Source organism: Acinetobacter sp. LT1 (genome assembly GCF_059800965.1).
The window spans coordinates 1-21,260 of the sequence record NZ_JBBAXE010000008.1; the positions used below are offsets into that span (position 1 = coordinate 1).

General features: G+C 40.1%; 15 protein-coding genes. 8 read left to right on the plus strand and 7 right to left on the minus strand.

All coding sequences use genetic code 11. The features are described from left to right. The first annotated feature begins 210 nt into the window (after positions 1-210). Positions 211-807, plus strand: a complete 597-nt coding sequence (locus WBW42_RS09390; RefSeq protein ID WP_032012858.1) for a glutathione S-transferase family protein — start codon at positions 211-213, stop codon at positions 805-807. Between the two features lie 48 nt (positions 808-855). Here WBW42_RS09390 and WBW42_RS09395 read toward each other — a convergent pair whose 3' ends face one another. Continuing rightward, positions 856-1,560, minus strand: a complete 705-nt coding sequence (locus tag WBW42_RS09395) for a TIGR04219 family outer membrane beta-barrel protein (protein ID WP_080776796.1) — start codon at positions 1,558-1,560, stop codon at positions 856-858. 638 nt (positions 1,561-2,198) lie between these two features. On the opposite strand from WBW42_RS09395, the gene WBW42_RS09400 reads away from it, so the two are divergent. Both WBW42_RS09400 and WBW42_RS09405 read left to right on the plus strand, forming a co-directional pair. Beyond that, complete coding sequence (locus WBW42_RS09400) at positions 2,199-3,677, plus strand: sodium-dependent transporter (RefSeq protein WP_002119149.1); 1,479 nt, start codon at positions 2,199-2,201, stop codon at positions 3,675-3,677. Between the two features lie 12 nt (positions 3,678-3,689). Further along, positions 3,690-3,833, plus strand: a complete 144-nt coding sequence (locus tag WBW42_RS09405; RefSeq protein ID WP_002119126.1) for a methionine/alanine import family NSS transporter small subunit — start codon at positions 3,690-3,692, stop codon at positions 3,831-3,833. A gap of 39 nt (positions 3,834-3,872) precedes the next feature. Here the strand turns inward: WBW42_RS09405 and rsmB are convergent, their stop codons facing one another. Both rsmB and fmt read right to left on the minus strand, forming a co-directional pair. Next, positions 3,873-5,177: a 16S rRNA (cytosine(967)-C(5))-methyltransferase RsmB gene (gene rsmB / locus WBW42_RS09410; RefSeq protein WP_032012856.1), complete on the minus strand. Its 1,305-nt coding sequence runs from the start codon at positions 5,175-5,177 to the stop codon at positions 3,873-3,875. Beyond that, positions 5,174-6,136 carry a methionyl-tRNA formyltransferase gene (fmt, locus tag WBW42_RS09415; RefSeq protein WP_032012855.1) on the minus strand — a complete coding sequence of 321 codons (963 nt, stop codon included), beginning with the start codon at positions 6,134-6,136 and terminating at the stop codon, positions 5,174-5,176. Before fmt ends, rsmB begins: the two co-directional genes overlap by 4 nt. Positions 6,137-6,483: 347 nt before the next feature. Between fmt and ilvD the strand changes: the two genes are divergently transcribed. From ilvD to WBW42_RS09430, 3 genes are all read left to right on the plus strand, one after another. After that, positions 6,484-8,313, plus strand: a complete 1,830-nt coding sequence (gene ilvD, locus WBW42_RS09420) for a dihydroxy-acid dehydratase (protein ID WP_005804318.1) — start codon at positions 6,484-6,486, stop codon at positions 8,311-8,313. A gap of 313 nt (positions 8,314-8,626) precedes the next feature. After that, positions 8,627-9,916: a hypothetical protein gene (locus WBW42_RS09425; protein ID WP_032012854.1), complete on the plus strand. Its 1,290-nt coding sequence runs from the start codon at positions 8,627-8,629 to the stop codon at positions 9,914-9,916. A 77-nt stretch (positions 9,917-9,993) separates the two neighbouring features. Beyond that, complete coding sequence (locus tag WBW42_RS09430) at positions 9,994-10,725, plus strand: sulfite exporter TauE/SafE family protein (RefSeq protein ID WP_005804320.1); 732 nt, start codon at positions 9,994-9,996, stop codon at positions 10,723-10,725. An 8-nt stretch (positions 10,726-10,733) separates the two neighbouring features. On the opposite strand, the gene WBW42_RS09435 is transcribed toward WBW42_RS09430, so the two are convergent. From WBW42_RS09435 to WBW42_RS09450, 4 genes are all read right to left on the minus strand, one after another. Further along, entirely contained in the window at positions 10,734-11,624 is an 891-nt protein-coding gene (locus WBW42_RS09435) for a LysR family transcriptional regulator (RefSeq protein WP_016802698.1), read from the minus strand. An 80-nt stretch (positions 11,625-11,704) separates the two neighbouring features. Further along, on the minus strand, positions 11,705-13,000 hold the full coding sequence (locus WBW42_RS09440; RefSeq protein ID WP_032012852.1) for a solute carrier family 23 protein: 1,296 nt from the start codon (positions 12,998-13,000) through the stop codon (positions 11,705-11,707). A gap of 297 nt (positions 13,001-13,297) precedes the next feature. Next, the gene (gene ppc, locus WBW42_RS09445; protein ID WP_032057160.1) at positions 13,298-15,982 is read right to left on the minus strand and encodes a phosphoenolpyruvate carboxylase; all 2,685 of its coding nucleotides are present in this window, start codon (positions 15,980-15,982) and stop codon (positions 13,298-13,300) included. Positions 15,983-16,152: 170 nt separating this feature from the next. After that, entirely contained in the window at positions 16,153-16,776 is a 624-nt protein-coding gene (locus WBW42_RS09450) for a TetR/AcrR family transcriptional regulator (protein WP_002119184.1), read from the minus strand. Positions 16,777-16,924: 148 nt separating this feature from the next. Here WBW42_RS09450 and WBW42_RS09455 point away from each other — a divergent pair, with 148 nt between their 5' ends. Both WBW42_RS09455 and WBW42_RS09460 read left to right on the plus strand, forming a co-directional pair. Next, positions 16,925-18,031 carry an efflux RND transporter periplasmic adaptor subunit gene (locus tag WBW42_RS09455; protein WP_005804324.1) on the plus strand — a complete coding sequence of 369 codons (1,107 nt, stop codon included), beginning with the start codon at positions 16,925-16,927 and terminating at the stop codon, positions 18,029-18,031. Then, positions 18,028-21,153 carry an efflux RND transporter permease subunit gene (locus tag WBW42_RS09460; protein WP_032057158.1) on the plus strand — a complete coding sequence of 1,042 codons (3,126 nt, stop codon included), beginning with the start codon at positions 18,028-18,030 and terminating at the stop codon, positions 21,151-21,153. The genes WBW42_RS09455 and WBW42_RS09460 overlap by 4 nt, the downstream gene beginning before the upstream one ends. Positions 21,154-21,260 lie beyond the last annotated feature (107 nt).

A 21,260-nucleotide genomic window follows, 5' to 3' on the forward strand; every position in this document is an offset into this window, starting at 1 on the left:
AGCGCTGATGGTAGTGTGGGGTTACCCATGTGAGAGTAAGTCATCGCCAGCTCATTATTCTAAACACCCCCGTTCTAATGAATGGGGGTGTTTCTTTATTGCGATAAAAAATTTGTGCGGAGAATAAATATAAAAATACTAAGGAAGAGTTGTGCTATAAATAATAAGAAAATTAATCTTTTAAGTATGCATAATAAGGGAAGAGCATCTATGATAATTTATGGTGATGTCGGTTCGGGTAACTGCTATAAGATAAAACTATTACTTTCCTTATTAAATATTAATCATAGATGGATCCACGTTGATATTTTAAACAAAGAAACTCAATCAGCTGATTTTTTGTCCTTAAATCCTAATGGAAAAATACCTGTATTAGTCCTAGAAGATGGTCGTGTTTTGAGTGAGTCGAATGCTATCTTAGGTTACTTGGCTGAAGGAACAAAATTTATTCCTACAGATCCTTTTATTAAAGCAAAAATGTACCAATGGATGTTCTTTGAGCAGTATAGTCATGAACCATTTATTGCAGTTGCACGTTTTATTAATAAATATTTAGGGTTACCACCAGAAAGAATAGAGGAATACCATAATTTACAGCCAAAAGGCCATAAAGCACTATCTATTATGGATAAAGCTTTAGTAGATCACGACTATCTTGTTGGAGATCAATTAACTATTGCTGACATTGCCTTGTATGCATACACGCATGTCGCGGAGGAAGGTGGTTTTGATTTGGAGCTATATCCAAATATTCAAGCGTGGTGTCAAAGAATTCGAGAATATTTAGGTTATGTAGATATGATTTAAATAAAAAAGAACTCATATCGAGTTCTTTTTTATTTCTGAAATTCTGATTTAGAAATGTGCTTCTAGACCTACATATGGGCCTTTAAACTCAAATTTAAGGTCATTGTTATCGTAGTCATCTAAGTCAATATTAAGTACGCGATAGCCTGCTGTTAGACCCAGATCAATGAGTAAGTTATCTGCAAATTTATATTTTACTTCTGCCAGTGCATCTGTAATTCGTGCATCGTCAAAGTTTGTATAAGTTGCTTCACCTTTAGCACTTAAGCCTGTAAACGGAAGTTTTACTTCACCTGACAAATAAGCAATAGGATATGTTTTATCAATATCCACGCGATTACCTGTATACGCAGTAATATCACCATTTAATACAGTTGCACCAAGACCAGCATCTACACTTACGATATTATCTAGTAATTCGTAGTAGAGGATAAAATCGCTATGATCTAGATCAACTTTATAGTTGGCTTGACCTAAAGTTTCTGATTTAGTTTCGGTATCTAAATTTACATAACGAATTTTTGCATTTGGAATAAATGGGATTGGGTGTTCTACTGCTAATGAGATTTGAGCACTACCTTTTTGATCTAAATCTTGATCTTCAGGTGATTGAGAAGACATATTAGCTTTACCGTCATAAAACCAGTAACTGACGTCTCCTTTTACTCCTACCAAGTCTGCTTGAGCAAAGCCACTTAAGCCCATCCCGAGCGTTAATAAAGATATTTTTAATATTTTCATTTTTACATCCACATAAAAGAAATCTTTGAGCGCATGATATAGACATCTTGCTACAGATGCATTGATAAAAAATAAGGATCTGAGATGTGTGATATGAATAAATTTTTAATCCTTAAAAAAGTTTATTTATTTCAAGGAGTTAATATTTTCTATTTAATTTAAATGAATTTAATCTTGTAGAAAATTTAGTATAAATTTTGTCAATCGTACTGACTTATTAAATTTTAATTGATAACTGGAGAGTTAAAAATAAATTAGTGGATAAGTTGAGTAATTAAAGGAGCTTTTTTAAGAGTTGGCAGAAAATGTCATTGAACAATAATGTTGAGCTACAAGTAGTAGAACGTAAATATTAGCTGAAAAATAACCAATTGTGAAAAAAACTCAGAAAATTCGTAAAATTTCTGACGGAAATTACAGTAAAAAGAAATAAAAACAGGTATTGTTCAGCTATATAGGGGCAAAAAATGGACAAAAATCTTTAAGGAAGAATTTTCTATTTTTGCTTGTTTGTTAAGGGAATAAAAATACTCAAAAGGTGCTTTTTATTTTCTACAAACACAAAAGTATTTTTTGGTTCTTTTTTTGCATGCGGAATAACAATCAACAATAGCAGTAAAAATAAGTAATCTTTTAACATTAGGTGTTCTATGACAGATTCTCGTGAAAACTGGACGTCACGATCTGGTTTTATTATTGCAGCCGTTGGTTCGGCTGTAGGCTTAGGTAATATCTGGCGCTTTCCATACGTTGCTTATGAAAATGGTGGTGGTGCGTTTCTTATTCCCTATCTATTGGCACTCATTACTGCTGGTTTACCGTTACTATTTTTAGATTATGCGGTAGGACATCGTAGTACTGGTTCACCTCCTAAAGCTTACCGTGCCCTATTTAAAGGCGGGGAAACATTAGGTTGGTGGCAGGTTTGTGTCTGTATCATCATTGGTTTGTACTATGCAAGTGTGCTCACTTGGGCTGGTAGTTATGTTTACTTCTCTATTGGCCAAATGTGGGGAAGTGATCCAGAAGGTTTCTTCTTTAATACCTATTTGCAGACCACAAAAGCAACCGGTTTTGATTTACAATTTGTAGGTCATTTATTCTGGCCAATTGTTGGGATTTGGGCACTTACTCTAATCATTCTTTATGGTGGTGTGAAAAAAGGTGTGGAATTATCGAATAAGATTTTCATGCCTTTATTATTCATTCTCTTCACTATTTTAGTGATTCAATCATTACGTTTACCAGGCGCGGTTCAAGGCTTAAATGCTTTCTTTACGCCGAACTGGTCAGCAATGATGGATTATAAAGTTTGGTTAGCTGCTTATGGCCATACTTTCTTCTCCCTCTCTGTCGGTTTCGGGATCATGGTGACTTATGCATCTTATTTGAAACCAAAAACGAATTTAACAGGTTCTGGTTTAATCGTTGGTTTTGCTAATGCATCAACAGAGATTTTGGCTGGTATTGGTATCTTCGCAGCGCTTGGTTTTATGGCTCATGCGGCAGGTACTGAAGTTAAAGATGTGGTGAGTGGTGGGATTGGGTTAGCATTTATTGCATTCCCTAAAATTATCTCAAGTTTAGGTACTGGTGCCGATTTATTTGGTTTCTTATTCTTCTCTTCACTTTTTGTCGCAGGTATTTCTTCGATGGTGAGTATTTTGGAAGTACCTATTGCAGCAATGCAAGATAAATTGAAATGGGGCCGTAAAAAAGCTGTAACCATTATCGGTGGTGGTAGTGCGCTTGTATCAATTATTTTATTCTCAAGTGTAAACGCAATTAAGCTGGTTGATATTGTTGACCACTTTATCAATAACATCGGTATTATTGGCGGTGCTTTACTTTCTATTATTGCCGTGACTTGGTTTAAACGTTCTGCACTGAAAGAACTTCGTGATCACGTAAATCGCATCTCAACTATTCAATTAGGTAAGGGGTGGGATTTCACTTTAACAGTCATTACATCATTAATCTTGTTAACTACTCTCAGTATGACTGTATTTAATTTGATCAAAAATGGCTATGATACTTATAGTATGAGCTTACAAGGTGTATTCGGCTGGGGCAGTGTGATTTTCTGTGCAGTCGTTGCAATTGTTTTAAGCAAAATGAAAGATCGCTAGGGGGACAGAATAATGAATACTTCAGCAATCGTAATGATGGTAATTTCGATGGTGTTTTTATGGGGTGGCTTGGCTTTGTCCATTATCCATTTATCGAAACATCCTGAAGAGTTAGATGATGTTTTAGAAGAAGTAAAAGATCAGCACACACTTTAATGCTGATCAAGTAAAAAAGCAGGCTTTAAGCCTGCTTTTTTATACAATTTTTTGGATTTTACAATAATAAAATCCATCACCAGACTGCGCTTGTGGCAGTAATTGGCGACCATAGGTTTGCTCGATTCCCCAGTCAGCATCAATCTTGATCTCTTTTGCATTTGGATTTTCAGCAAAAAAAGTCATCATTTGCTGTTCATTTTCAGCTTTTAAAATTGAACAGGTGATGTAAAGCAATGTGCCGCCAACTTTGAGCTGTTGCCACATGTGGTCCAAGATCTGCTTTTGTAGTTCAATGGTTTGAGCTATATCGGTAGATTGGCGCAATAGGCGTATGTCAGGATGACGACGAATAACTCCTGTAGCAGAGCAAGGTGCATCGAGCACGATACAATCTACTGGCTGTGCAGGAGTCCATTGAGTTGCATCGGCTGCCAAAATCTCTGTATGACTTTGATCAAGTGCTAAGCGATTTAAGTTCTCAGTTACACGCACTAAACGGCTTGGGTCCTGATCAATCGCAATGAGCTGAGCTGGTTTAAACTTTTCAAGTAAATGAGCAGTTTTACCACCTGGGGCAGCACACGCATCAACTACTATTTTATCGTTCAAATCTGGCAATAATGTTGCGCAAAGCTGAGCGTGTTCATCTTGTACAGAAAACCAGCCCTGTTCAAAACCATGTAACTGAGTGATTTGTACAGATTGTTCAAGAACAATACCTGCTTCAGACAAAGTACATGCACGTGCCTGAATTTCTAAACTTTGTAGTTTTGCTAAATAAGCATCGCGGCCAATATGACGCTGGTTCACCCTTAAGGTTAAAGGCGCGACTTGCTTCAAAGATTGGCAGAGAGATTCAGTTTGTTCACCCCAATCCTTTTTTAACCGTTTGAAAAGCCAGCTTGGTAAGCCATGCGCCTGCTGTAAGCCTTGCTGAAAGTCATCAGTTTCACGAGTAGCTCGGCGTAAAATTGCATTAATAATACCGCTGAGTGCAGGGAAACCAAGTTGTTTGGTTGCATCTACTGTTTCTGAAATAGCGGCATGCGCTGCAATACGCGTGCATAAAACTTGATAAAGACCAACATAAAGACAGGTTTCTACTGCCTCATTATTTAAAGGCTTGCTGAGTAGCGGTAGGCTAATTGATTTAAGTGCAAACCATTGACGCAATGTACCTAATACAAGCTCATGAAACAAAGCACGATCACGCTCTGCGACCTGATTCAGCTGTGTATTTAAAATACTAGCGAGTGATTGGCCTTGCTGAACTTTTAGTAACGTCTGGACGACTTGAGCACGCAGGTTAAAACGTGAGGAATTTGAGGTAACCTGACTCATGGCAAAATTTGTCCTACATGAAGTTTTTGAGTTTGTGCAATTTGTTGAGCGTTTAATGCTTTGCCACCCGGCCACTGCACGCTAGTCAGACAAATAAATGTATTTTCACCGCAAGCAACGTGCACACCTTGTTTATCGATTGCAATAATTTCACCAGCTTGAGCATTCGCTTTGCTTTGGCTAGATACTAAAGAGTTCCAGACACGTAGAGCATTATTTTCATCAAGCTGAACAAAAGCGACTGGCCAAGGGTTGAATGCACGTATATTTCGGTCAACTTGAATAGCATCAATTGCCCAATCAATACGAGCTTCTGATTTTACGAGCTTATGAGCATAGACCGTTAAGCTTTCGTCTTGAACTTCGCGTTCTGCCAAATATTTTTGTAGTGTTTCTTCTGACTCAAGTACCGCACAAATTGCTGTTGCACCTTGAGCTGCGAGTTTGTCATGCAAAGTTGCTGAGGTATCTTCGGCAGTAATTGGACAGTATGTTTTATACATCATATCGCCTGTATCTAAACCAGCAGCCATTTGCATGATAGTGATACCAGTTTCGTCGTCACCTGTTGCAATCGCACGCTGAATTGGTGCTGCACCACGCCAACGAGGTAATAGTGAGCCGTGAATATTTAAACAGCCATATTTAGGTGTATCGAGCACAGCTTGTGGAAGGATCAAACCATAGGCTGCAACCACCATCACATCAGCACCTAAAGCTGCCAGTTCTTGTTGAGCTGCTAAACCTTCTTCGGTTGAAGCTTTGAAGTGAAGGGGTTGATAAACAGGGATATTATGCTCAAGAGCAAGTTGTTTTACAGGAGATGGCGTTAGTTTTTGTCCACGACCCGATTTACGATCTGGCTGAGTATAAACCGCGATAATTTCATGGGAAGTTTTTAATAAAGCCGCCAATGCTGTTGCAGCAAATTCGGGGGTGCCAGCAAAAATAATTTTCACAAATGCAATCCAAAAAGAGTTTAGGCGTAGTATACGTGAAAAATGATTGAAGCCCTAAAAGCATGGCGATTGAGCATTTTAGTTTTTAAATAGTGAACAAAAAATTATTGAAAAACTTTTATTGATAAAAAAAGGTTATGAAAAAATAAAAAATTATTCATGTAAGTTTTGCTAAATATTGACTGTCTATTACTGTTCTTGGCTTTCCGAATATTATTTGCTTCTATAGAATGGAGAATGATCAAATTATGATGATGAGTCAATATTCCGACTGATCTAACGCTATATCAGTATCATTCGCCAGAGCGGGAAAAATTCCGCTCAAGCACAACTTGTTGGAAACACTAATGCCTGACTATCGTTCAAAAACATCGACACACGGAAGAAATATGGCTGGCGCACGTGGCTTATGGCGTGCAACAGGAATGAAAGATGAGGATTTCGGCAAACCGATTATTGCGGTGGTCAACTCATTTACTCAATTTGTGCCGGGCCATGTACATCTTAAAGATCTAGGGCAGCTTGTCGCAGCAGAAATTCAGGCAGCAGGTGGTGTTGCTAAAGAGTTTAATACGATCGCAGTAGATGACGGGATCGCAATGGGGCATGATGGCATGCTTTATTCACTACCATCACGTGATTTGATTGCTGACTCAGTTGAATATATGGTGAATGCACACTGTGCAGATGCCATGGTGTGTATTTCAAACTGTGACAAGATTACTCCGGGAATGCTCATGGCTGCGATGCGTCTGAATATTCCTGTTGTTTTCGTGTCTGGCGGACCAATGGAAGCTGGTAAGGTTAAGTTCCGCGGTAATGAAAAAGCGATTGACCTTGTTGATGCAATGGTTGTTGCGGCTGATGAAAGTTATACAGACGAAGAAGTTGAGGAATTTGAACGTTCGGCATGTCCAACCTGTGGTTCATGTTCAGGGATGTTCACTGCAAACTCAATGAACTGTTTAACAGAAGCTTTAGGTTTATCTTTACCGGGTAATGGTTCGATTGTTGCGACGCATGCAAACCGTAAAAAACTATTCTTAAAAGCAGGCCAACTTATTGTTGAATTGGCTAAGCGCTATTACGAACAAGAAGATGCAAGCATTTTACCTCGTTCGATTGCAACCAAGGCTGCATTTAAAAATGCGATGACCCTTGATATTGCAATGGGTGGTTCAACCAATACCGTTCTGCATTTATTGGCTGCGGCAAGTGAAGCAGAAGTTGATTTTACAATGGATGATATTGACGAATTATCACGTCGAGTTCCTGTATTGTCGAAAGTAGCGCCTGCAAAACAAGACGTTCATATGGAAGATGTTCATCGTGCTGGCGGTATCATGGCGATCTTAGGTGAACTTGATCGCGCGAATTTGCTTGATGTATCTGTACCGACTGTACACGAGAAAACTTTAAAAGATGCATTAGATAAGTGGGACATTATTCGTACTGAAGATGCAGACGTTTATGAATTCTATCGTTCATCACCAGGTGGTGTTCCAACTCAAGTTGCATTCTCGCAAAATCGCTATTATTCAACATTAGATGGCGACCGTGAAAAAGGCGTTATCCGTAATGCAGAAAATGCATTCTCTAAAGATGGTGGTTTAGCGGTTCTATACGGCAACATCGCGCTTGATGGTTGTATCGTGAAAACTGCAGGTGTTGATGAATCAATCTTGAAATTTACTGGTACAGCGCGTGTATTTGAGAGCCAAGATGCGGCTGTAGACGCAATTTTGGGTCATGATATTAAAGCTGGCGATGTGGTTGTGATTCGTTACGAAGGTCCACGTGGTGGTCCGGGTATGCAAGAAATGCTTTACCCAACTAGCTATCTTAAATCGAAAGGTTTAGGAAAAGACTGTGCATTGGTAACAGATGGCCGTTTCTCTGGTGGTTCATCAGGTCTTTCGATTGGTCACGTTTCACCAGAAGCGGCTGAAGGTGGTGCAATTGGTTTGGTTGAAGATGGCGATACTATTGAAATCGATATTCCAAACCGTACGATTCACTTAAACGTTGATGATGCGACTATGGCACATCGTCGTACAGTGCAAGAAGCGAAAGGCTGGCATCCGAAAGAAGAACGTAAACGTAAGGTATCAAAAGCGTTAAAAGTTTATGCAATGCATACAACAAGTGCAGCGAAAGGAGCTGTACGCGTTCTATAAAATATTCAATTTTAATAATTGATTATGAATCATGCACCCTTTGACAAGATGAATTGCTATCATGTTAAGGGTGCATTTTTCATGTCTGGTAAATAAAATCAGCTTGTAGAAAAAGGTGTTTTTAGATCATTCTATGGGTTTGCCATAAAATGGTGATAAAATCTTCACCTACGTAGAAACTTGCTAAAAACATGACTTATTTTCTGCGTAAACTAAGGTAGTTATATTTCAATCTCGACTACTGTTTTACCTTGCACTATGATCAAAACAATCTTTGATCTCGCTTAGGATTTATTTTTTAGAGGCACAACTCATGTCACTGCTACGCCGTTGGTTTGACCCTATTCGATCGAGCTGGTTTTACCAAAAGCCTTCTCGTCAAGCGGTGTTACCCACGGAAAATGGTTTAAGTATTTATTTACGACTTGATGATGTGTATAGCTATTTGGCTGTTCAGCAATTGTCTCAGCTAGATGAAATTTTAAGTGATGAACTTAAGCCTTTAAAAATTATTATTTCGCATACGGCTTCTGAACCTCCAAACAGCATGTCGCATGAAGAGTGGCAGAATTATTGTCTGAATGATGCCAAGATATTAGCCAAACAACATCGTTTCGGTTTTGATGAATTTCCAGAAATCCCAAGCCCAGAATCTTTAAAACAAGCGGCAGTCATATTAAAAAGAACCCCATTACAAGGTCAGAACTTCTTCCATCTATTAGAAGATATTTTTCACATGCTTTGGCAACAACAATATGGAAAGTTACGAACTTTACATGCCATGGCAGTTAAACATCAGCTTCCTCAACATTTTTCAGAACGCATTTTTACGGATGAGCCTGTACCTGCGGCATACTTTGAATTTGGTGGACGTAAATATCACGCAGTAGATGATTTATTACGTTTAACTCGTCGTCTGAAGCAGCAAAAATTACTGACGGGTAATCCAATTTTTTTAATTAATCATATCGAATGGCGTGAACATTTGATTAATGATGCTGAGGCACTTACCGAGATTCAGACCCTGCATCCTGAGCTTGATATTTATATTGCTTTAGAAGACCCAATGAGCTGGTTGTTACTTACCTACATTAAAGAAGAGCTGGCTGATTATTATGATATTCAACTAAAAGTTTACCCTTTAAGTTATCAAGGTCGAGACTGGTTTGACTGGAGTTTGGCGACACGTGTTTCTAAACGAACAGGTGTGGCCTTTACACCATTTTGTCGTCCTACTGAGGAAAGCACATTAGAGATGGCAAAGCTTTTCTATAGTGTGCAAGAGAATCAGCAAATCGATACAATTTTTACAATATTGCAGGCAGTTTGGACGAAAGGAAAAGATTTATCTTTCTTAAAACATTTTCAACAGTTACAGCAGCAACTTGGGATTGAGCAGCTAACCGTCCAAGATGTGCAATCTGTTTTGGCGCAGAATGATGCACTTTGCAAAGACAAGCATCAGCCTGATTTACCGGTTTTAGAGCTGCGTATTGATGGTCAGACCTACGTATTTAATAGCTTGTATCGTGTGTGGATGATCGAAAGTATTTTTAGCAATGTATTAGAAGAAAAATATAAAACAGCCTCAACTTTTAATTGAGGCCTACTCCTAAAAACAAGAATAGGGCAGTACCTGTTTTTTCCGTAGCATATTCTTTAAGGAATCGGAGATAAACAGTGACTTTTTTAGCAATTATTATAGTGGTCTTTGCCTTCGCTGGCATGATTAAAGGCATGATCGGTTTAGGATTGCCCGCGGTATCGATGGGCTTACTCACCATCGCAATGAGCCCTTTTCAGGCAGCATCTCTGCTCATTGTCCCTTCAATGGTCACCAACGTCTGGCAGCTTTTTGCTGAAGGACATGTCTGGGCGTTTATTCGCCGTTTCTGGACGTTGCTTGTCGGCATTATAGTAGGTTCTATATGGAGCTTTTTACCTACTTTAAGTCAAAGTCATGGGCATAGTAGTGAAATTTTATTAGGCTGTATGTTGGCCTTATATGGACTCTACGGTTTGTGCGTGAAGAAACTTCCACACTTAGGAAAGTATGAACGTTGGCTATCACCGATTATTGGATATATCGGCGGGGCAGTGACTGTAGCAACTGGTGTCATTATTATTCCAATCGTTCCTTATTTGCAGTCTTTACATTTAAAGCGTGATGAGTTGGTTCAGGCTTTAGGACTAACGTTTACTGTCTCTACCATTTGTCTTGCAGTCTTTTTACACCACAACCCGATGTCGGGAATGACATTGGATTATCGTTTATCTTTTGCTGCATTATTGGCGGCTCTCGTTGGAATGTGGTTAGGTAAAAAAATCCGTTATCGGTTAAATGAGCAGTTATTTCGCCGTATCTTTTTTATAGGTTTGGTGTCATTAGGTCTTTATATGATTTTGCATTAAGCTAATTTTTAAGGGCGATGTTGCAATAAAAAATCTGAAAATTGTTTATAACTGTTAGGCAGTTGATTGAAATTTTGTGTGGCCAAAAGCAGTTTACGATTTGCCCACGCGCCTAGCAGTTGAATGGAATGAAAGTCATAGTCCGATTGCAAACGCTGGGCAGCACGAGCCGGCATAATCGCAATTCCAACGCCTTTGGCGACTACCTCAGCAATCGCCCCAAAATTAGGTAAGCGCAAACGGTACTGTATGTTAAAGCCCAATAGCTTAGCTTGAGTTTCGATGGACTGTTGCAACGAATGGTGGGGTTTAAGGCCAATAAAACCATAATTTAAAGCCTCTACCAAATTCAGCTCTTGGTGTTGAGCTAAATTGTGAGTAGGAGGACAAATCAGAACTAATGGATCGCTAGCAAATTCCTTAGTTTGCAAATGTCTGGTATCAAAAAAACTTGAGACTAGCCCAAGATTTGCAACTCCTTGCGTTAATACCTCTACAATTTCTGAACTTTCTGCCTCATGTAAATCAATACTCATTTCGGGATGAAGCACCAAATATTGTGGTAATAACGGAGGCAAATATTCGCTTTGAGCAGAAGAGTTACACCAAAGCGTTAATGACTCTGTTGTAGGCGGCCTAAACCTCTGCATTTCTTGTTCGAGCTGCTCTTTTTGTGTCATCAGTTGACGGGCATGCTCTACAAACGCGTGTCCCGCTGTGGTGAGCTCCACTCCCGTCGTCTGGCGAATAAATAAGGGCGTTTCAAAATATTGTTCGAGTTTTTTTATACGTTCACTGGCGGCTTGAAGTGAAATTGCAGAGCGGTCTGCACCTTTGGTTAGACTACCTGTAGAGACAATATGAAGAACCAGCTGTAAATCAAAAAAATCAAAACGCATGACAAGGAACGTATTGAAGGCTAAAAAGTCATCATACTAAATCGTAATAAAAAAAGGCAGCTTGCGCTGCCTTTTTGAATTTAGGTTTTATCTTTTAAACTAAACAGCCAATTTAAAATAATGGCTGCAAAAGTTGCGGTACCAATACCACCTAAATTGAAATTACCAAACAATAATTCAAAGTTACCAGCACCTAAAATAATCGTGACCGAAGCAACAATTAGATTTTTATTGTTAGAAAAATCAACTTTGTTTTCGATCCAGATTTTGGCCCCAGCAATGGTAATTAAACCAAACACAACAATAGACGCGCCTGTTAAAACAGCACTTGGAATAGTACTAATAACCGCGCCAAATTTTGGAGATAGACCTAAGAAAATTGCAAAGACACCTGCGATGACGAAAACAATAGTTGAGTACACACGAGTGACTGCCATCACACCAATGTTTTCACCGTAAGTAGTCATCCCTGGAGCGCCGACACTACCAGATAATGTTGTTGCCAAACCATCTGCAACAAATGCTTTACCTAATTGTGGAGTCAGGTTTTCACCAGTCATCGCGCCAACAGCTTTAATATGTCCTAGATTTTCTGCTACTAAGATAAGCGCAACTGGCGCAATAATTAGCATAGCATTCGTGTCAAAAGTAGGATGCGAAAAGCTTGGAATCCCAAACCATGCGGCTTGTGAGATCTGGCTAAAATCGATTGGTTTACCTAAACCTAGCCCATTGGTGGTGATGGCATAAATTGCATATGCCAAGATCAAACCAATCAACAGAAGCAAGCGTTGCAATAGGCCACGAGTAAAGACTGCAATACTGCCCATACAAAGTACAGTAATTAAGGCCATCCACATTTCAAATGGTTGGCCTGCAACACCTTTAATCGTAACAGGTGCAAGGTTCAGACCAATAATCATCACAATGGCACCAGTCACCACAGGCGGCATGAGTTTTTCAATCCAGCGTGTACCAGTAAGCATCACGATAAAACCGATGATGGCATAAAAAACACCACATGCTACGATTCCACCTAAAGCCATAGATAGATTTGGATTGGCACCTGAACCTGTAATATGCCCAGTTGCAGCTGCAACCACCCCAATAAAGGCAAAACTTGATCCTAAGTAACTTGGAACACGACCACCTGTAATTAAGAAAAACAGAATGGTACAGATTCCAGACATTAAAATAGCAAGGTTAGGATTAAAACCCATGAGTAAGGGTGCTAAAACAGTCGCTCCAAACATAGCAAATGCATGTTGAATACCCAAAACAGCACTTTGAACGGGTGGGAGATATTCATTGGTAGAGACTGGCCGATGGTCAATATCACCTTGGTAAGGCTGCCATTTTGGAAACCAATTGGACATAAAATAAGCTCATTATTCTTTAATTGCTGCCATGATACTCTTTCTTGAGAGTGCATTTAATCTCTAGAGAGAAGTATATGAGTGAAAAGTAATTATTTTTTAACGATTGGTATAATTTTAAAAAAACTAAATGTGCGTATTTAGTTATTTTTTTCTTATAAAGATTAATTTTATGATTTTTAAAAAATATTCAAAAAAATAGAAAATCGGAGAAAATTTAAGAAAAATAAAGAACTTTGCAAGTAAAAAGCAGCACATCGAGATGCACTGCTTTATAAAACAATTGGTAAAATTAGCTTAGCCTGTATTACGTAAGCCAGCAGCGATACCCGCAATACTCACCATAAGTGCATGGTCAACAGGAGTGTGCTCTGCCTGACGCTCAGCAAGATAATCACGACGGCGCTTCATGAGTTCAGCCTGTAAAAGATGCAAAGGAAGTAAGTATGGTTTACGAACCTGCATGGATTGATCAAGAACATCATTATTACTCAGAAGCTTTGATTCATCTTTTAAGGTTAATAAAGTTTGCACAGCATCTTTTAGTCGTTGGCGTAATTGGTTACCAAGAACTTTCAAATCTTCATCTTCAGTCAGATGAGACTCGTAATAGAGTGCAATGTTGGCATCGGATTTAGACAATACCATTTCCAGCATATCAATGAGTGTCTGGAAATAAGGCCATTGCTGGAGCATTTCATCAAGTGTTGCTTTTTGCTGATCTGCAATCACTTCATTAATGGCAGCACCTGTACCTAGCCATGCAGGCAACATCAAACGGATTTGTGTCCAAGCAAATACCCATGGAATCGCACGTAAAGACTCGATGCCGCCACTTACTTTTCGTTTTGCAGGACGCGAGCCTAAAGGCAACATCTGTAATTCGAGTTCAGGCGTAACGGTCCGTAAATACTTGACAAAATGTGGGTTTTCACGAACTGTCTGGCGATAGACCTTAACAGAATGATCAGTCATGCGATTCATGAGTTCACGCCACTCAGCCTTAGGCTCTGGTGGTGGTAATAAGGTCGCTTCAAGTGTTGCTGCGGTATAGATTTCAAGGTTTTGCATGGCAATACCTTCTAAACCGAATTTGAAACGGATCATTTCACCTTGTTCTGTGACACGAATTGCACCAGAGATCGAACCCGGCGGCTGTGAGAATAGAGCTTGTTGGGTTGGTGCGCCACCACGGCTAATTGATCCGCCGCGACCATGGAATAGTGTCAACTGTACGCCGTGTGTTTGAGCAATTGCAGTCAGCTCTTCTTGAGCACGATATTGCGCCCAGTTGGCAGACATGAAACCGGCATCTTTTGCAGAGTCGGAGTAGCCGATCATGACTTCGTGTTTACCCTGAATGTGCTGTTTATACCAATGCATATTGAACAGCGTATTCATGGTAGTTGCAGCGCCATCTAAGTCTTTTAAAGTCTCAAATAGAGGAACTACACGTAAAGGATGCTGAATACCTGCTTCTTTTTGCAATAACAACACAGCTAAAACATCACTTGGATATTCAGCCATCGAAATAATATATGCTCCTAAAGACTCAGGTGGTTGGTCTGCCAAAGTACGCATGGTTGCAAATACTTCTTGAACATCTGGATGACCAATCAAACTCCCTTCAGGCTCATTAATATATTTCGGTAAAAGCGGGCGTTTACTTTGTAATTCTTGAATGAGGAAATTTTGGCGCGCTTGTTCAGTCCACGATTCAAAATTACCTAAACCTAAATATTCGGTAATGGCTGAAATCGCTTGGCGATGACGGCCTGATTCTTGGCGAATGTCGAGTTTAAGTAATTCAATACCAAAACAGTTCACACGGTAGATAAAGTCGAGCAGTTGACCATTCGCAATTTCAGGTAGGTTACTGTCGATTAAAGAGCGATAGCACAGCAATAATGGTTGTAAAAGCTCATCTTTACTTTTAATGACATTGCTGTCATCAGCTTCTAAGCCTTGTAAACGCTGAGCTAACCAGTGGCGAGTTGCTTTTAAACGCTCTCGTGTAGCACGTAAATATTCACGATAAGGTTCTGCATGTTGGCTACCAATTGCTTGAATCATTTCTTCAGAACACGTCTGGATTGAAAGTTCCCAACGTAAGTTTTCGATATCTCTTAAATAGAGATCGGCAGCTTGCCAGCGTGATAACCACAGCACTTCTTGGGTAATTTGATGGGTAACATTTGGGTTGCCATCACGGTCTCCGCCCATCCAAGATGCGAAACGTACTGGTGCAATATTAAGTGGTAAATTGAGTTGGCAGTTTTCTTGAACTAATTCATTTAACTCGCGAATGAATTTAGGTACAGCATTCCAAAGTGTTTGCTCAATTGTGGCAAATCCCCATTTTGCTTCATCGACTGGAGTTGGGCGATGCTGTCTGATTTCATCTGTTTGCCAAGCCGAACTAATTTGTTGCTTTAAATTCGCAAGTGCATTTTGGCGTTCGCGTGGGGTAAGTTTTTGCTGATCAAGCTGCGAGAGACATGCGTTAATATCATCATATTTCTGAATCAGGGTACGACGACTCACTTCAGTGGGGTGCGCCGTAAGTACTAACTCAATTTTAAGATCGCAAATTTGCTGGAATAGTTTTTCTGTTGAAATACTTTTATCTTTAAATTTTTGAAATAAGTGAACCAGCGGATTCGGAGAGTTTGCATCCGAATCGAACTCTGCCTGTCTGCGGCTACGGACCACATGATATTGCTCGGCAATATTGGCAAAATTGAGGAAATGAGAAAAAGCGCGGGTGAGAGGAAGTAACTCTTCATCGGGCAGTTCTAAAAATAATTGTTCTAGTTGCTTTTCGGCTTCAGCTTGACCATCACGTGCACCTTTGGCAAGAGCACGGATTTGCTCGATCTGATTAAACAGTTCTTGTCCTGCATGTTGTTTTAGGGTTTCACCTAATAAATTACCAAGTAAGCGGACATCCTCACGCAGTGGCGCATCGATTTGCTGAACCATGCTATTTTCTCCTGTTCTTATTCTTATCGAATATAGCGCGATTAACAAACATTCCAAGCTTTGAGCGTAAGAAAATGTGAATTTTTGCTTAAAAAATAACATTTAATTCGCTTATAGTGTCTTAAAAGCTGGCATGCACTCAGCGCAACTTTTGACAATCGGACTTTGGTTTAATTCCGGTATTTGAGCAAGAATAAATTAATTGCGTCACGAATAATTTGCTCTAGCTCCTGTGCATTTGGGGCAGCAGTGATGCCCAGTAAAACCTTGTGATGGCGTACACCAAGCAATAAGGTCAAAAGTAGTTCTGTTTGATAGATCGGATCATCGGCTTGAATGAAACCTAATTGAGCCGCTTTTTGAAAAAACTCAGCTAATTGATTCTCCATTCGTGTATGTGAAGCTTCAAAAAACTGTAGGGCGAGTGGGTTCTGTTCGGCTGCAAGCTCCAACAATACATGATCAAGCTTTAATGCTTCAGGTGAATAAATAATTTGTAAGGCACGTGAACATACAATAAAGAGTGTTTGATAGAAGTCTGCCGATGTATCTAAGTCAAATTGTTTAGTGCACAGTGTCTCTTCACAAGTTTCCGTAATCGCACAGATAAACAGGTTCACTTTATCTTGAAAGTGGTTATAAACCGTGAGTTTAGTAACGCCTGCTTCCTGTGCAATCTGGTTCATGCTAGTACCGTGATAACCGGATTTTAAAAAAATAGCTTTCGCGGCTTGTAGGATACGAGCACGCTTTTCCAGATCTTTGGGGCGACCACTTTGATTAACTGTTTGCACAAAACCCTCTAATAAAAGTTTAGAAAAATAAATATTTATAAGTTTTTTTTAATTAATGTACTCGTAGGTATATTAATTAAAAAACAAACAAATTATGATGCAAGCATATTGTGCCTTAAAAAATCAGTTTGAATAAGAGCGATAAGATATGAATCTGTTAAAACCTCTCATCATGAGTATGGTGATTGTTTGTACGGTCACATTAATGGGATGCAGTAAAGAAGCACCCAAAACAGAAGAAATACCCTATGTGATGGTGGCGCAGCCATTAACCACACTCAATGAACAAAAAAGCTATGCAGGGGATGTGCAGGCTAGACAACAAACGGCTTTGGCATTTCGGGTTGGTGGACAAGTTACGGCGCGCTATGTGGATGTAGGCGACCGAGTTAAAGTTGGACAAGTATTAGCAAAACTCGATGTGGCAGATGCTCAGTTACAATTAAATGCTGCTAAAGCCCAACTGGATAATGCACAGGCTTCAGCAAAAACAGCAGCAGATGAACTTAAACGTTTTCAACAATTACTCCCTATTAATGCAGTGAGCCGTTCGCAATTCGATACGGTAAAAAATCAATATGACGCGGCACAGGCAGCACTACAACAAGCTCGTTCTAACTATGAGGTTTCTGCTAACCAGACAGGTTATAACCAACTCGTTTCTAACAAAAACGGGGTGATTACTGCGCGAAATATAGAAATTGGACAAGTGGTTGCAGCAGGACAAGCTGCTTATCAACTTGCAATTGATGGAGAGCGTGAAGTTGTTATTGGTGTTCCTGAACAAGCAGTTACCGAGATTAAAGTTGGTCAAGGCGCTTGGATCACCTTGTGGTCTAAACCGAATGAAAGGTTTGCCGGATATGTACGTGAAGTTTCTCCGGCAGCGGATCAGTCTCGTACCTTTACAGTGAAAGTTGCACTCAAAGAAGGGCAGTCTGTTATCCAACTTGGACAAAGTGCACGCGTATTTTTTACCTCAACTCAAACCAACGTGATGAGTGTGCCACTTTCGAGTGTTTCAGCAACAGATAATCAGCCTTATGTCTGGGTTGTTAATGCGAATCAAACTTTACGCAAAGTACCTGTAACTGTTGGTGCATATGGCAGAGACAGTGTACCCGTGCTATCTGGTTTAACACCAAATGATTGGGTGGTGATTGGTGGTGTGCATTTGCTACGCGATAAGCAGAAGATTCACCCGATTGACCGTGAAAACCGTGCGGTGAAAATTCAGGGAGCAACCCAACCATGAAATTCAATCTCTCGGAATGGGCATTAAATAATAAAGGTATCGTCCTTTATTTTATGCTGTTACTCGGCATTATCGGCGCGATCTCTTATTCAAAACTCTCACAAAGTGAAGACCCACCATTTACTTTTAAAGTCATGGTCGTACAAACCTATTGGCCGGGAGCAACAGCGAAAGAAGTTTCAACGCTGGTGACTGACCGTATCGAAAAGGAACTGATGACCACAGGTCAATATGACAAGATTATGGCTTACTCCCGCCCAGGTGAGTCGATGGTTACGTTTGTTGCCAAGGACTCGCTGACATCGGCACAGATTCCTGACGTGTGGTATAACGTCCGTAAGAAGGTGAATGATATTCGCCATGAACTGCCAAACGGTGTACAAGGCCCATTTTTTAACGATGAATTTGGGGACACTTTCGGTAATATTTATGTACTGACAGGCAAAGACTTTGACTATGCAATTTTGAAAGAATATGCAGATCGTTTGCAATTACAGCTTCAACGAGTCAAGGATGTCAGTAAGGTCGAATTGATTGGTCTACAAGACCAAAAAATATGGGTTGAGATTTCTAACACTAAAGCGGTGCAGCTCGGAATTCCAGTTACAGCGATTCAAGAAGCCTTACAAAAGCAAAATAGTATGGCAAGTGCTGGCTTTTTTGAAACGGGTACAGACCGTATTCAAATTAGAGTAAGTGGTCATCTACAAAACATTGATGAAATTAAAAAAACACCTTTATTGGTCGGTGATAAAACCATCCAGCTTGGTGACGTTGCTGATGTTTATCGTGGTTTTAGTCAGCCTGCTCAACCACGTATGCGTTTCATGGGTGAAAATGGTATTGGCATTGCCGTTTCGATGCGTAAAGGCGGTGACATTATTGCCCTTGGTAAAAATCTAGAAACAGAATTTGCCCAACTGCAAAAGACCTTGCCACTCGGCATGAAATTGCAAAAAGTTTCTGACCAACCTGTAGCAGTACAACGCAGTATTCATGAGTTTGTGAAGGTACTCGCTGAAGCAGTCATTATTGTCTTGTTAGTGAGTTTTTTCTCTTTAGGCTTCCGTACGGGATTGGTGGTCGCTTTTTCTATTCCATTAGTTTTAGCAATGACCTTTGCCGGTATGAGTTTATTCGATGTCGGACTGCATAAGATTTCACTTGGTGCTTTGATCTTGGCGTTAGGTCTGTTAGTCGATGACGCCATTATCGCCGTCGAGATGATGGCCATTAAGATGGAGCAGGGCTATAGCCGAATTAAAGCCGCCGGATTTGCGTGGAAAACTACCGCATTTCCGATGCTCACGGGAACATTGATTACCGCGGCAGGTTTTTTACCGATTGCTACGGCTCAGTCTAGTACAGGCGAATACACACGCTCTATTTTTCAGGTCGTGACCATTGCTTTATTGGTGTCTTGGATCGCGGCAGTTTTATTCGTACCTTATTTAGGTGAAAAGCTATTACCAGATTTTACCAAGTTAGGACATCAGGCCCCTTGGTATGTCCGTTTGTGGGCAAGATTAACGAAAAAACCGCAACCGCAAACTGTGGCAATTTCACAGGACCATCATTACGATCCTTATCAATCTAGTTTCTATTTACGTTTTAGAAAGATGGTCGAGTTTTGTGTGACCTATCGTAAAACCGTGATTGCAACGACAGTGGGGATTTTTGTACTCTCTGTGCTGATGTTTAAGATGGTACCTCAGCAGTTTTTCCCGCCTTCAAACCGTGCCGAGATTTTAGTCGATTTAAAGCTTGAAGAAGGCGCCTCTTTAACAGCAACAGAACAAGCTGTGAAAAAGGTTGAAAAATTCTTGTCGAAACAAAAAGGTATTGATAACTATGTGGCCTATGTGGGTACAGGTTCACCACGTTTTTATTTACCTTTAGACCAACAATTACCACAAGCCAGCTTTGCTCAGTTTGTTGTACTCGCATCATCACTTGATGATCGTGATGACATTCGTCGTTCGTTAGAAACACAAATTAAGCAGTTACTCCCACAAGTCCGTACTCGTGTGTCATTACTCGAAAATGGCCCACCTGTGGGTTATCCATTGCAATATCGTGTGTCAGGTGAAGATTTAAATCTGGTACGTAAAGAAGCACAGCAAGTCGCTAAAGTAATGAGTGAAAACCCGAATACCACCAATGTGCATTTAGATTGGGGCGAGCCAAGTAAGATCATTTCCATTCAAATTGATCAAGACCGTGCTCGACAAATGGGTGTCTCTAGTCTGGATTTAGCGAATTTCATTAATGCATCAATTACTGGTAGTGCGATTGAGCAATATCGTGAAAAACGTGAACTCATTGAAATTCGCTTACGCGGGGACCAAGCAGAGCGCGTTGAAGTGGCTTCACTGGCAAGCTTAGCTGTGCCAACGAACAATGGAACTACTGTACCTTTAGCTCAAATTGCGAAGATTGAGTATAAGTTTGAAGATGGTTTGATCTGGCATCGTAACCGCTTACCGACGATTACTGTTCGTGCAGATATTCGTACCAATTTGCAGCCTGCTACTGTTGTGGGTGAGTTAGCTGAATCAATGGATAAGTTACGTGCTGAATTGCCAAGTGGCTATCTCATTGAAGTGGGTGGAACCGTAGAAGAGTCTGCACGTGGGCAAGATTCTGTGAATGCGGGTATGCCACTCTTCTTGGCAGTGGTCATGACATTACTGATGATTCAGCTCAAAAGCTTGTCTCGCTCGACCATCGTGTTGTTAACAGCTCCACTGGGTTTAATTGGTGTTGTTTTATTCTTACTGTTATTTAACAAACCATTTGGCTTTGTGGCCATGTTAGGCACAATTGCGCTCTCTGGCATGATCATGCGTAACTCGCTTATTTTGATTGATCAAATTGAGCAGGACCGACAAGCGGGACATCCAACTTGGGAAGCAATTATTGAAGCGACAGTGCGTCGATTCCGTCCAATTATTTTGACTGCTTTAGCCGCTGTTCTGGCCATGATTCCACTTTCGCGAAGTATTTTCTTTGGTCCGATGGCAGTTGCGATCATGGGCGGATTGATTGTTGCCACCTTACTGACATTATTTTTCCTACCTGCACTCTACGCAGCGTGGTTTAAGGTGAAAAAAACCGCATAAAATACATAAATTTTTTGTGAATAAAGGTGCGAAATATTGAAAACTCCAATATAGTAGCACCTGTCTTTACACAAAAAATACAGGATTATTTCACTGCATAAAAAATA

Coding starts and splice junctions, on each gene's coding strand:
- WBW42_RS09405 (WP_002119126.1), top strand. CDS start 3,690: ATGAATACTTCAGCAATCGTAATGATGGTAATTTCGATGGTGTTTTTA.
- WBW42_RS09460 (WP_032057158.1), top strand. CDS start 18,028: ATGAAATTCAATCTCTCGGAATGGGCATTAAATAATAAAGGTATCGTC.
- WBW42_RS09455 (WP_005804324.1), top strand. CDS start 16,925: ATGAATCTGTTAAAACCTCTCATCATGAGTATGGTGATTGTTTGTACG.
- ilvD (WP_005804318.1), top strand. CDS start 6,484: ATGCCTGACTATCGTTCAAAAACATCGACACACGGAAGAAATATGGCT.
- ppc (WP_032057160.1), bottom strand. CDS start 15,982: ATGGTTCAGCAAATCGATGCGCCACTGCGTGAGGATGTCCGCTTACTT.
- rsmB (WP_032012856.1), bottom strand. CDS start 5,177: ATGAGTCAGGTTACCTCAAATTCCTCACGTTTTAACCTGCGTGCTCAA.
- WBW42_RS09400 (WP_002119149.1), top strand. CDS start 2,199: ATGACAGATTCTCGTGAAAACTGGACGTCACGATCTGGTTTTATTATT.
- WBW42_RS09440 (WP_032012852.1), bottom strand. CDS start 13,000: ATGTCCAATTGGTTTCCAAAATGGCAGCCTTACCAAGGTGATATTGAC.
- WBW42_RS09425 (WP_032012854.1), top strand. CDS start 8,627: ATGTCACTGCTACGCCGTTGGTTTGACCCTATTCGATCGAGCTGGTTT.
- WBW42_RS09390 (WP_032012858.1), top strand. CDS start 211: ATGATAATTTATGGTGATGTCGGTTCGGGTAACTGCTATAAGATAAAA.
- WBW42_RS09435 (WP_016802698.1), bottom strand. CDS start 11,624: ATGCGTTTTGATTTTTTTGATTTACAGCTGGTTCTTCATATTGTCTCT.